The organism is Candidatus Marinimicrobia bacterium CG08_land_8_20_14_0_20_45_22 (genome assembly GCA_002774355.1).
In the GTDB taxonomy this organism is placed as follows: Bacteria; Fidelibacterota; UBA2242; order UBA2242; family UBA2242; genus 0-14-0-20-45-22.
In genome coordinates, this window is record PEYN01000041.1 from 1 (window position 1) to 12,497 (window position 12,497).

12 protein-coding genes and 1 tRNA gene are annotated in these 12,497 nt (G+C 44.3%); 11 read left to right on the forward strand and 2 right to left on the reverse strand.

Features of this window, described 5'->3' with window-relative positions:
- The 8 genes from COT43_02885 to COT43_02920 all read left to right on the forward strand — a co-directional run.
- Window positions 1-276: hypothetical protein (locus COT43_02885; GenBank protein PIS29869.1), on the forward strand; the 276-nt coding region annotated here is incomplete at its 5' end.
- A gap of 331 nt (window positions 277-607) precedes the next feature.
- Entirely contained in the window at window positions 608-1,336 is a 729-nt protein-coding gene (locus COT43_02890) for a zinc/iron permease (protein PIS29870.1), read from the forward strand.
- Between the two features lie 222 nt (window positions 1,337-1,558).
- Window positions 1,559-2,008 carry a 50S ribosomal protein L13 gene (locus tag COT43_02895; protein PIS29871.1) on the forward strand — a complete coding sequence of 150 codons (450 nt, stop codon included), beginning with the start codon at window positions 1,559-1,561 and terminating at the stop codon, window positions 2,006-2,008.
- 6 nt (window positions 2,009-2,014) lie between these two features.
- Window positions 2,015-2,407: a 30S ribosomal protein S9 gene (locus COT43_02900; protein ID PIS29872.1), complete on the forward strand. Its 393-nt coding sequence runs from the start codon at window positions 2,015-2,017 to the stop codon at window positions 2,405-2,407.
- Between the two features lie 19 nt (window positions 2,408-2,426).
- Window positions 2,427-3,152, forward strand: coding sequence for a 30S ribosomal protein S2 (gene rpsB / locus COT43_02905; GenBank protein ID PIS29873.1), 726 nt, complete (start codon window positions 2,427-2,429; stop codon window positions 3,150-3,152).
- A 15-nt stretch (window positions 3,153-3,167) separates the two neighbouring features.
- Window positions 3,168-3,767 carry a translation elongation factor Ts gene (gene tsf / locus COT43_02910; protein PIS29874.1) on the forward strand — a complete coding sequence of 200 codons (600 nt, stop codon included), beginning with the start codon at window positions 3,168-3,170 and terminating at the stop codon, window positions 3,765-3,767.
- A gap of 36 nt (window positions 3,768-3,803) precedes the next feature.
- Window positions 3,804-4,523, forward strand: a complete 720-nt coding sequence (locus COT43_02915) for a UMP kinase (protein ID PIS29875.1) — start codon at window positions 3,804-3,806, stop codon at window positions 4,521-4,523.
- Between the two features lie 2 nt (window positions 4,524-4,525).
- A complete protein-coding gene (locus tag COT43_02920) occupies window positions 4,526-5,083 on the forward strand; it encodes a ribosome recycling factor (GenBank protein ID PIS29876.1) in 558 nt (185 codons plus the stop codon).
- Window positions 5,084-5,156: 73 nt separating this feature from the next.
- Here COT43_02920 and COT43_02925 read toward each other — a convergent pair whose 3' ends face one another.
- On the reverse strand, window positions 5,157-7,475 hold the full coding sequence (locus tag COT43_02925) for a ribonucleoside-diphosphate reductase, adenosylcobalamin-dependent (protein PIS29880.1): 2,319 nt from the start codon (window positions 7,473-7,475) through the stop codon (window positions 5,157-5,159).
- A 383-nt stretch (window positions 7,476-7,858) separates the two neighbouring features.
- On the opposite strand from COT43_02925, the gene COT43_02930 reads away from it, so the two are divergent.
- Both COT43_02930 and COT43_02935 read left to right on the forward strand, forming a co-directional pair.
- Window positions 7,859-7,932 (forward strand) — tRNA-Gly (locus COT43_02930).
- Between the two features lie 412 nt (window positions 7,933-8,344).
- Window positions 8,345-11,185, forward strand: coding sequence for a hypothetical protein (locus tag COT43_02935; GenBank protein PIS29877.1), 2,841 nt, complete (start codon window positions 8,345-8,347; stop codon window positions 11,183-11,185).
- Here the strand turns inward: COT43_02935 and COT43_02940 are convergent.
- On the reverse strand, window positions 11,171-11,374 hold the full coding sequence (locus tag COT43_02940; GenBank protein ID PIS29878.1) for a hypothetical protein: 204 nt from the start codon (window positions 11,372-11,374) through the stop codon (window positions 11,171-11,173). The two genes, COT43_02935 and COT43_02940, sit on opposite strands and share 15 nt — an antisense overlap.
- Window positions 11,375-11,520: 146 nt before the next feature.
- On the opposite strand from COT43_02940, the gene COT43_02945 reads away from it, so the two are divergent.
- Window positions 11,521-12,497, forward strand: a 977-nt coding sequence (locus tag COT43_02945) for a DUF512 domain-containing protein (protein ID PIS29879.1), incomplete at its 3' end; no start/stop codon positions are given.

The following is a 12,497-nucleotide window of genomic DNA, read 5'->3' on the forward strand; positions in this document are numbered from 1 at the left end:
CAAATTGCGAACTATGTTTTTATGCAATCGGAAATCAATATTAAAGTGGGCAATAAACCACCTAAAGAATATTTTGATCTGATTAAAAGCCAAATGATTGAAAACAACAGATTGGTAAGCGGACTTTCTACGGAACAGGAACTTTTGGACAATTTGAAAATGAATTGTATTCCCGTAGAATTAATGGAAATGACAATTTCTGACTATCAAGACTTTCTATCACTTAGGCGTAAATTAATGGCAACCAAAATGAAAGAACATTACTTTGGACTATGACGATAAAAAACAAGAACTGCTAAACACGCGGTATAGTTAATTGCCGTTGCAGTGCTGGTTTCCAGCGGTTTAGCCCGCATCAAAGTTCGGCGTATCTTGATAAGAAATCGTCCGTTCTGCCCAAGTGGGAGCAACTTTTTATTCTGCCAAAGTGCTATATGAAATCGTAAATTATGAACAGCGATCGAAGGAAGTTTTTTTGATACTTTGATTCAATTTGAAACTGGAGTTGGCTAACGAAGGAAGATAAGATTTACAGGAGAAGTGCAAGAAAACATCAAAAATATTAAAATGCGCAAAGTAGCAAAGGAATAATGTAAGGAGAAATAACATGGTAAACTTTAGTACATTTACGTGGGTAGCAATTTTTGCAATTTCGGCGGCGATTGTAAATGGTCTGGGAATTTTTGCCGTTTTTAAAAATGAAAAATGGGCGGAAAAGACAAAGACATATACGATGTGTTTTGCGGCAGGCGTTTTAATTTCCACGCCTCTGACGCTTGTTCTTCCGCAAGCCGTAATGAGGAATTTTTATGCCGGATTTGCGGCTTTATTCGGATTTTTGTTTATGTTTTTCAGTAATGAGGTTATAAAAAAGAGAACTAATCAAAAAACCTTAGCTTTTGGTATTACGGCTGTGGAAGGGATAGGCATTCACTCTTTTGTGGATGGCGTTATTTATTCAGTAACTTTTAGCGCAAGTACTTTGATTGGCTTTTTATCCGGAATAGGGCTAGTTATTCATGAATTTGCGGAAGGAGTGATTACCTTTTCAGTTTTAATTGAAGGTGGACTAAGTAAGAAAAAAGCCGCAGTTTATGCCTTTTTTGTATCAGCCCTTACAACTCCCATCGGCGCATTTGTCGCCTACCCTTTTGTAAGCAGGTTAAATAGTTCTGTTTTAGGATTGGCTTTAGGTTTTGTGGTAGGAGTTTTAATTTACATTTCCGCGTCTCATCTTTTACCTGAGGCAAGAAAATATGAAAAAGAACATTCTGTTTGGGCTTTTTTAGCCGGAGTTGCCTTAGCCTTATTTATTGTGCTCACGAAAATGGTATAAGAAGGGAAAAAGTTTAAAATATTGGCACAATCATCATAAAACATAACATAAGATGGTACGGAAAGTGGGAAATCCCATCTTGTAAAAATGACCGTGGGTAAACTTCACGTAACAGCGTGAGCGACGGAGCGGGAATATTTGTTATTGTTACTTCCGTCGAAAAAATTCTTGGTTATAAATTCATGCCATTGTAAGTTTACCCGCTATTTTTAAACTGAATAGGTGAGTAAAGAAATGTTTAAAACATATTATCCGAAGTTGAATGAAATTGATCGCAAGTGGGTTGTGATTGACGCAGACGGTAAGGTGCTTGGACGTCTGGCGACTCAGGTTGCGGCAATTCTCCGGGGCAAAAACAAGCCGGAATTCACTCCGCACATGGACACGGGTGATTTTGTCATCATTGTCAATGCAGAAAAGATTCGGTTGACCGGGAAAAAAGCCGATATCAAAACCTACTTTTCGCATTCCGGGTATCTGGGAGGTGAAAGAGTTCGTCAATACAAAGATGTCATGGCGGCAAAGCCGACCAGCATCATTGAACGCGCCGTCAAAGGAATGTTGCCGCATAATGCGCTTGGACGGCAGTTGTTCAGAAAATTAAAAGTCTATGTCGGACCTGAACATCCGCATACGGCACAACAACCTCAATCGATAGAAATAGAAGGATAGTTCTACATGGCAAAAATAGAATATGTTTCTCTCGGTCGTCGCAAAAAAGCTACTGCTCGTCTCAGAATGCATACCGGAGAAGGGACAATTACGGTCAATAATCGTACTTTCGAAAATTACTTCGGTCATGGAATTTTGAAACAAATCATCATGCAACCGCTGATTTTATGCGGTGCAGCCGGTCAATACAATATTGACGTTAACGTCAACGGCGGCGGTTTGACGGGTCAGGCGGATGCGATCAAACTGGCTCTTGCCCGCGCACTCGAACAAATCAATCCGGATAATCGCCAGAAACTCAAACCGGCTGGCTTTCTGACTCGCGATGCTCGTGTGAAAGAAAGAAAGAAATACGGCTTGGCTGGTGCTCGTCGCGCATACCAGTTCTCCAAACGTTAATAGAGAGAGAATAGGCTTTATGAGTAATATTAGTGAAGAACAGCTGTGGAAATCTGGCGCCCATTTTGGCCATCTTACCAGAAAATGGAATCCGAAGATGAAAGGATACATTTTCATGTCCAAAAATGGCATTCATATTATTGATTTAAAGAAGACTGTTGAGTGCTTGGATGATGCAACTCGGTTCATCCGTGAGTCCGTCCGTAAGGGCGGCGATGTCCTTTTCGTTGGAACCAAGAAACAAGCGAGAGACATCATTCAGACGGAAGCCGATCGTTGCGGAATGTTTTATGTTGTTGAACGGTGGCTCGGCGGAACGCTGACGAATTTTACAACGATTAAGAAAAGTATCCGGCATCTTCAGAAACTCGAAAAAGACAAATCGGTCGGTTACGATGAAAATCTAACCAAGAAAGAAAAATTATCACTCGAGCGCGAACGTATCAAACTTGCCGACTTGCATCGTGGGATCAAAGACATGAAGAAGGTCCCGGACGTCCTGGTTGTCGTCGATACGTTGCACGATAATATCGCCGTTCAGGAAGCGAAACGCCTTGATATTCCCGTCATCGCCATTCTGGATACAAACGCCGATCCGACCGTTGTTGATTTTCCGATTCCGGCAAACGACGATTCCATTCAAACGATTCAGTTGATTATTAGCGAAATCGCCAATGCGGTCATTGAAGCCAAAGGCGGACGCCCGGCAGAATCTACCGCTTCTACTTCCAAAGCAGAGAGTTAAGAGAAAGGATTTTTAATGGAAATTACCGCCAGCCAGGTAAAGGAACTTAGAGAAAGAACTGGCATTGGGATGATGGATTGTAAAAATGCGCTGGTGGAAGCCAACGGCGACTCCGATAAAGCCGTCGATATTCTCCGGAAAAAAGGCATTGCCAAAGCCGAGAAAAAAGCCGATCGCAAAGTCAAGGAAGGCGTTATCCTTTCTTATATTCATCCCGGGAATAAACTGGGTGTTCTTGTTGAAGTAAACTGCGAAACTGATTTTGTTGCTAGAACCGACGACTTTTTAACTTTTGTCAAAGGTATCGCCATGCATATTGCCGCCACGAGTCCGATTGCGATCCGTCGCGAAGAAATCGATCCGAAAGTTATTGACAAAGAAAAAGAGATTTACCGCGAACAGGCGAGAGGGCAAAAAAAGCCGGAGGCGCTTTTAGAAAAGATTGCCGAAGGTAAACTGGAAAAATTTTATCAGGAATCCTGCCTGCTGGAACAACCTTTTATCAAAGATCCTCAGACGACCGTGAAAGATTATCAGACGGCAATAATCGCAAAGATCGGCGAAAATATTTATATCAATCGCTTCGTCCGATTTCATTTGGGCGAATCCGCATAATAAACATTTCGTTTACGATTTAACCTTCGTAAAATAATGCAGAAGTCAACATACCAAAGAGTTCTCCTGAAGTTTTCAGGGGAGGCTCTTGCCGGTGATAAGCATTTGGGTTACGATCCAGATGTTCTCGATTTTCTGGGTGATGAAATCTGTTCGGCGAAGCAGTTAGGTATCGAGATCGGCATCGTCATCGGCGGCGGCAACATTTTCCGCGGATTAGCGGCCAGTCAAAGAGGAATGAATCGCGTTCGCGCCGATTATATGGGCATGCTGGCGACCGTCATCAACGCGCTTGCCATTCAGGATGTTCTGGAATCGAAAGGTTTGAAAGTCCGCGTCATGTCTGCGATCCAGATGATCGAGGTCGCCGAACCGATGATTATCCGGCTTGCCGATGAATATCTCGCTAAAGGCGACATCGTGATTTTCAGCGGCGGCACAGGCAGACCATTTTTTAGTACCGATTCCGGCGCCGCTCTCAGAGCCGTTGAAATTCGGGCAGACGCTATCATCAAAGCGACGAAAGTTGAAGGTGTTTATGACAAAGACCCGGAAAAGTTCAGCGATGCTAAATTCTTCTCTCATCTCAACTATCAGACGGCGATCGAAAAACAATTGAAAGTAATGGACCTGACGGCAATCACGCTTTGTCAGGATAACAATCTGCCGATTATTGTCTATAATATGAAAAAAGCTGGAAATTTAAAACGATTACTGCTCGGAGAATCCGTCGGCACAATCATTGACAGGAGTTGATCATGATTAGAGATATTTTAAAAGACGCCGAAGATCGAATGAAAAAAAGCCTTGAAACCAGTCAACACGATATGGCTGTCATCCGAACCGGACGCGCGACGCCTTCGCTTCTGGATTCGATCCGCGTAGATTATTACGGTTCGATGGTTCCTCTCAAACAAGTGGCGAATGTTGCGGCTCCAGACGCACGATTGCTTGTCGTTCAGGTTTTTGACCGAAACGCCATACAGTCCGTCGAAAAAGCGATCCGAACTTCCGATCTTGGCTTGAATCCGAAAGTTGAAGGAAATATTCTCCGTCTGCCGATTCCCTCTTTGACCGAAGACCGCCGCAAAGAACTGATCAAATTCATTCACAAACTTGCGGAAGAAGGAAGAATCTCGATCCGGAACGTCCGTAGGGACGCCAACGAGATGACGAAAGACCTTGAAAAAAGCGGCGACATTTCGGAAGACGATTCACATCTTGGTTTGGAGAAGATTCAGGAACTTACGGATAAATATACCAAACTCGTGGACGAAATAGTGAAGCGGAAAGAAAAAGAAATCATGGAAGAGTAAGTTACCGCTTCCAACAGATATTAAAAACCCCGAGGCGATTCGGGGTTTTTTTGTTTTTATTTGGAATTTCTGACTAACACTTAGAATAGCCGCAGGACGGACATGACACGCAACCGCTTTCATGATAAAGAGCGGCGCCGCAAACGGGGCAATTTACCAACGATTTTTTATTTTCGCCCGCTGGATGAGCGTGAGGAACGGATGGAAGTTCCATCGTTTCTGATGGAGATTCGGAATCATAAATTGAAAAACTCGATTGGGCTGTTTGCGTCTTTTTCTTTCCTCCGCGTTCGTCGAGGTGCCATTCCATGGCTTTGGCGATGGCGTCGGGTGTCGATAGAATTTTTGAACCGTTTTCCCAAACTGGTTCCGGCCCACCAATTCCTTTGATTTGTTTGATGATGTCTCTCGCGTCGATTCCGGAGCGCAAGGCTAAAGAGATAAGACGGCTGATTGCTTCCGATTCAACTTGCGCCGGTCCGCCGGCTTTTCCGATGTTTGTGAAGACTTCGCAGAGACCTTCGTCGTCTTCGTTAATCGTAACGTAAAGAGTGCCTTGTCCGGTGCGGATCCGTTTCGTAACGCCTCGCGTTTCTGACGGGCGAATTCTTGGATGAATTGTCTGATCGAGAATGTATCCGCGCTCCAATGCCGACTTCAATTTTTTATCATCAGCCGCTTTATCGCCGACATAAAGAACTTGTTCGTCGCGGCTTCCATCGCGGTAAATCGTTATGCCTTTACAGCCGGCTTCATAAGCGAGCCAATAGGCATCGATGACGTCTTGAACGGTTGCTGATTTCGGGAAATTGCAGGTTTTGGAAACGGCGGCGTCAACCCATTTTTGAAAAGCCGCTTGCATCCGGACATGCCATTCCGGTGAAATATCGTGAGCCGTGACGAAGATTTTTTTAATGTTTTCAGGAATTTCGTCGATGTTTTGAACCGAACCTTTTTCTTGAACCTTTTTCATGAGTTCGCTACTGTAAATGCCCGCTTCCTTACACGCGCGTTCAAACAGCGGATTTGCGTAGAGGAAATCGATTCCATCCATGACACGTTTGGTAAATACGAGCGAGAAAACCGGTTCAATTCCGCTGGAAACTTCTGCAATCATCGATATGGTTCCGGTTGGGGCAATCGTGATGGTGGTCGCGTTTCGATATTTTGGTCCGTCTGGGAAAAAGACGCTTTCATTCCAAGCGCTGAAAGTGCCGCGTGTTTCTCCGAGTTTAACGCTGGCTTCGCGGGCGCGGATATAGATGAATTTCATGACCTCGTCTGCAATTTTCAAGGCTTCGTCGGAATTGTAAGGAATTTTTAGTTGATAAAGCAAATCCGCAAATCCCATCACGCCCAAGCCGATTTTTCGCGTTTTTTTAACCATCGTCTCCATTTTTTTCAATGGATATTTATTCACATCGATGATGTTATCGAGAAAGTGAACAGACGTGTCAACTACCTCGCCAAGCCGTTCGTATTCGATCTTGCTATCCCGAATGAAATTTGCGAGGTTAATCGAACCGAGATTGCAGGATTCGTTGGGCAAAAGAGGTTGTTCGCCGCAGGGATTGGTGGCTTCGATGTCGCCCAGTTTTGGCGTCGGATTTTGTTTGTTGATCCGGTCGATGAAGAGAATTCCCGGATCGCCATTTTTCCAAGCGTTGGTGGCGATGAGTTTGAAAACTTCGCTGGCGTTGAGCGTGCCGGCGATCGTGCCATCAACCGGATTAATGAGTTCAAACTGTTTCCGCCGCCGTACTTTTTCCATGAAATCGTCGGTAACGGCGACGGAAATATTGAAGTTGACAAGTTCGCGTTCGTCCAATTTGCAATTGACAAATTCAAGAATATCGGGGTGATCGACACGGAGAATTCCCATGTTGGCGCCACGTCTGGTTCCGCCTTGTTTGACGGCTTCCGTCGCCGCGTTGTAGGCTTTCATAAAAGAAACCGGTCCGCTGGCGATTCCACTGGTCGATTTGACAACGCTTTTTTTCGGGCGAATCCGGCTGAACGAAAATCCCGTCCCGCCGCCGCTTTTATGAATCATTGCCGTGTCTTTCAATGTCTGAAAAATCGATTCCATCGAGTCGTCAATTGGTAGCACAAAACAAGCGGAAAGCTGTCCCAGATCTCGACCGGCATTCATCAATGTCGGTGAATTCGGAAGGAAATCTTTTGATAGCATTAACCGGTAAAATTTTTCGGCGGTTTTTTGAATGACACTTTGGTTGGTATATGCAGAGTCCGCTTCGGCGGCGGCGTCCGCGACCCGATGAAGCATCTGATCGGGTGTCTCAAGAATGTTGCCCATTTTATCGCGAATAAGATAGCGCTTGTTCAAAATTTGTATAGCGTTTTCAGAAAAAATCGGTTTTTCCGATTCCATCGATTGCTTGATTGGCGGATGTTTTTCCACTGAAATCGCCAGTGTCGGCTCAGCCGCTTTGACTTCAAAATTGATCGAAATAGGTTCAGACATTTTTTTCTCCAACGTCCCTGATTTATGAAAGAAAAACTCTTAATTCAATTTGCGTAGGAATATACCAAAATGGAAAAATACAGGCAAGTATTAATATTTGAAAAAGCGCAATATTTTGTACTTTCCGACGGAGGAATCACAATGAGTAGTTATTTTCTGTTCTTTTTTAAGTTGAAGCAATCCGACGGATAAGTCCGTGTTTTTCTCTGCTGAAAATTGTGCGATTCGCATCTTAAAATCGTTTTGAAAATAGTCAGATACTATTAAATTAATTCGCGTTTTTTGATGATGCGGGTGTAGTTCAATGGTAGAACACCAGCTTCCCAAGCTGGTCACGGGAGTTCGATTCTCCTCACCCGCTCAAACAACTGATAAATCAAAAAGATAAAGCCCCCCCAACGACCAGTTTTATCCAATTGCTTTTGAAGAATAAAATCCGTTCAACTTTATCATTTGATCACGGTGAACAATAATGATTTTCTCGTGACAATGATGATGGAGATGAGTATATTTTGATCATGACATATTTCTTTTCCTTTAACATTATTTCAACCCAAACGAAGGAATAGTCGATGAATATCTGGGCGGCGGACTATTTACCTGCAATGCTATGTATACTGGCTCGCTTTCATCGATTTCCACAAAATTATTCAACAATTGAATTAGCGGGTAATGGATGATGTTCGGATTGATCGGCTATATCGGGTTTAAAAATTCACATCTCAGAAAGGTGGATTAAAACGTTTAAGAATGTGCGAGTTATATTAGAAATTTTATTGGGATTACAGGTTGCAGGATTTTCTCAAATCTCACCTGAAGAGATCCTGTTTATCCCGTGGAATGTGGATACGCTGGGTGGCGTGGAGTACACCCTCGATCCCGAAGGCCGGGTTGGACCGCAGAATTTCCGGGCAGAGAATGATACGATTTACCTGCTGGATCAGCATCATCGGATAATCAACCAGTATTCGCATAATCGCCTTGCCGCACAATTTCCGGTGGCCTCTGGTTCACAAGATTTTATATTTATGTCTCGTGAGGAATATGCCTGCCTGGCGAACAATTCCATTCAATTCTATAAAGATAAACAAAATACCCAGGTCATCCGCCAGAAAAAAGCCCTGCCGTTAATGAATAAAATTCAGTCTCATGACCAGAAGATTCAGGTCATTAATCACGATGGGACAATATCCACAGTTAAGCAGAACCGCTTGGAAAAATCGAGTTCACGCGGCATTCCCACCGAACAAAATCACTATCATCTGCAGAAAAATTCCCGTTCCCGCGCAGTCGTGAAAATTTATAATCCTGACGGTTCCTTGATGTCGGAAATCGCACTGGATATTGAAACCGGTAATCTCGGCTCCTTTGAACTAATCGGCGTTGACCAGCGCGGCAGGCTTTTTCTGGATTTCAGCCTGATTACCCATGAAGTTCCCCTGAAGGTTCAGCGGGAAGTGTGGATCGTCTCTGCTTCGGGAGCAATTGTCGGCAAAATTCAGATTCCCACCCATTACTATGCGATGATGAGCAACGATCTGCGAGTGAGCGGTGAGGGTATTCTCTATCATATGCTTTCTGCCGAAGACGGACTGCATTTTTTGAAATGGGACTTAAGTGGTAATCCATTGACACCATTTCAGGGCGTATATCCACTCCGCTTTCAGGGAGAGATTCACTATAATCAATCCGTTATTCCCGATAACCTAGAAAAAAAAAGCCCGCCACTCAGTAAGCCCACGACAACAGTAACCCGGGCTGAAGCGCTGGCAATCGGCGATACCTACGCCGTCCACGAATGGAACTGCACCGCGGCAAACCTGACAACTTCAGCCGGAGTGATTGCGCCTGACGGTCTTCAGATTATTACGCCTTACTGGATTCAGGCTGGTGAAAATATCCGGGTTCCTTATCAATGGGGAGGTTTCAGCGCTTTGTCGCAATTCGACGACGGGTTGACTGCCGGTAAATATGCCGGTGATCGCTATACCAGTAAAAGTAGCGGCAGTAGTTATGCCGTGGGTGTGGACTGCTCCGGGTTTGTATCTCGATGCTGGAAACTCACTTCTCATTACAGCACCAACATGATGGATGATGAAATTGCCCAGCCTTATTCATCTTGGGAGGATTTAAAACCCGGGGACGCGATCCATAAACCAGGGCATGTGTGCCTCGCCGTTGACAACAATCCGAACGGGACGATTCTAGCCGTGGAAGCCGCCGGCAGTAGCACCGACTGGCGGGTAAATTACCGAACTTACAGTTATTCCGAATTGAGCAACTACACCCCGCGCTATTATATCAACATGACGGGACCCAGTATCCCGATAGCGTCGCCGGTATTGCTATTAATTAGAAATGACTCTTTAGCCACTATCAACTGGAGCCTGAGTTCTGTTGACAATATCAACGGAATCCAGATTGAGTATTCCAGCGATGGCGTCAGTTGGGAGTCATTACTGGGCGACTCACTGATTTCACCAGCTATTACTGAATTCAGCCAGGAATGGACTGACGGCCCGAACTTCATCCGTTTGAAATCTATAAATAATCAAAATGGTATCGTCGAAAGTTTGACATCGGACAGCTATGGCTATTATACGTCGCCAACCTGTGTCGGAAAAGTACTGATCGTGGATGGTTTTGATCGCGGTAGCGGCAGTTGGGGAATGCCGTATCACAGCTTTGCTCAGTGGATGGGTGAAGATTTGGCCGCCTTGGGAGTCTCTTTTGAAACAGTCGCAAACGAAGCGATTACATCCGGAGATGTAGCGCTGTCTGACTATAATGCGGTATATTGGATTCTCGGTGATGAAAGTACCGTCGATGAGACATTTTCCAGTGCCGAGCAAGTTTTGGTGGCGGCCTATCTGAAAAATGGCGGTCAACTCTTTGTCAGCGGCTCGGAAATCGCCTGGGATTTGGATAGTGAAGGCAATAGCGCTGATAAAGCGTTTTTTCTGAACTATCTGAGAGCCGATTATGTCAAAGACAATTCCGGAAGTCATCAAGTAATTGGTACTGAAGGCGGAATATTTGCCGGTTTGCCCTTTGAGTTTGACGATGGAAGCGGCGGGATTTATCAGGAAGATTATCCCGATGTCATCAATCCGATGCTGAATGCAATAACGTGTTTACAATATTCCACCGGCGAAGCGGCGGGAATTCAATATGCCGGATTATTTTCCGATGGTACAATTCCGGGAAAGTTAGTCTATTTTGGCTTTCCATGGGAAACCTTAACCGATGATTTTCAAAAAAGAACAATATTACGTCAAATCTCTGAATGGTTTGGATTTACCTGTACGGGAATTAGTCCCGAAAATCCGCTTGTTCCGGTAAAAGCGACGCTGAGCCGCGGTTATCCGAATCCCTTTAACAGTCGGGTGAATTTCAATCTTATCCTGCTGCAGGATCAGGCGATCAGTGTCCGTGTCTATGATTTACAGGGACATTTGGTAAAGTTGATTGAGTCTCCGACAAATGTTGCAAACCGCTATCAACTGTCTTGGAACGGCCGGAACGATCATGGCGCAATCGTCGCATCGGGCAGTTACTTTTTTCAGGTAATCACGCGTGACAGGGCATTGACTGAGAAAATTCTATTTTTGAAATAGGTACATCAAGGAAGAATTATTTGAGAGTGATAAATTTCTTCGGTACAAATAGAATACCAACCAAACCAAATCGGAGTTGGGTTTTTCGGAAAATAATCCCGAAATTTCTTCCGCTTTTTTAAAAAGTAGCGGTGAGGACTTCAGGACGGATGGCGTTTTCAAAAACTTGCTCATATAAACGAATTGCACGCCCTAACTATATTTTTCATTGTCAAATTCCGCCGTCTCTCCAATCTGTCCATGAGGATTCGATTCCCTTCACCCGCTCTTTTAATTGATCGGATCTGGCGACTTTTTAGAGTGCTAACCGATAACCTCTTATATTCGGATGTGTTTTGGTAAAAATTGATTCAGTTGAAATCGGTAGTTTAGCAGAACGGGCAAATATCAAATCGGGTGATATTCTCGTCGCCATGAATGGGCATCCCGTACAAGATTTCCTGGATTATCGTTTTTTACAGTCTGATGAAAAACTGAGGATCGATCTATCCCGCAATGGAAAATCGTTAACGGTAAAAGTAGCAAAGCCGTATGATGAAGATCTCGGTCTTGAGATCGAAAGCCCGACCATTCATACCTGTTTCAATAATTGTATTTTTTGCTTCATTCGGCAAAATCCCAAAGGAATGCGCAAGCCGATCTATTTTTTTGATGAAGATTACCGTTACTCTTTTTTGTATGGAAATTATGTGACGTTGACAGATATTGGCGATGATGAACTGGAGCGCATCGTTCGGCAGAGGTTATCGCCTTTGTACATTTCAGTCCATGCGACCGATCCGGTAGTCCGGAAACGGCTTCTGCAATATCGCAACGAAGACCATTTGATGGAAAAAATGGAATTTTTAGCGCGCCATCGCATCGACATGCATACGCAGATTGTTCTCGTTCCGGGGTGGAACGATGGCGAAATTCTCGATCGCACGATTCGCGATTTATACCATTTGAAAAAGCATGTTAAAAGTGTTGCCATAGCACCTGTCGGATTGACAAAACATCGCCAGCATTTGACGCAGTTGTGGAATGTCCAGCCGGATCAGGCTAAAACGATTTTGAAACAATCGCGCAGTTGGGAAAAATTGTATCGGAACGATGATGACTGTCCGTTTGTCTATTTTACTGACGAATTTTACCTGCTCGCGGGTCAAACGATTCCGTCTAAGCGTCATTACGGGGCTTTTTATCAGATTGAAAACGGCGTGGGAATCGTCCGGGACATGATCGATTTGTTCAAACGACAACAGAGAAAGTTTCCTGAATCCAGGTTAGCGCGTCGCAGAATTCTTTTCGTTACTGGAGCGTTGGCGGCGCC

Bases quoted from the DNA above. Each gene is read 5' to 3' on its own strand.
- COT43_02890 (PIS29870.1), top strand. From the start codon at position 608: ATGGTAAACTTTAGTACATTTACGTGGGTAGCAATTTTTGCAATTTCG.
- COT43_02900 (PIS29872.1), top strand. From the start codon at position 2,015: ATGGCAAAAATAGAATATGTTTCTCTCGGTCGTCGCAAAAAAGCTACT.
- rpsB (PIS29873.1), top strand. From the start codon at position 2,427: ATGAGTAATATTAGTGAAGAACAGCTGTGGAAATCTGGCGCCCATTTT.
- tsf (PIS29874.1), top strand. From the start codon at position 3,168: ATGGAAATTACCGCCAGCCAGGTAAAGGAACTTAGAGAAAGAACTGGC.
- COT43_02915 (PIS29875.1), top strand. From the start codon at position 3,804: ATGCAGAAGTCAACATACCAAAGAGTTCTCCTGAAGTTTTCAGGGGAG.
- COT43_02920 (PIS29876.1), top strand. From the start codon at position 4,526: ATGATTAGAGATATTTTAAAAGACGCCGAAGATCGAATGAAAAAAAGC.
- COT43_02925 (PIS29880.1), bottom strand. From the start codon at position 7,475: ATGGAATCGGAAAAACCGATTTTTTCTGAAAACGCTATACAAATTTTG.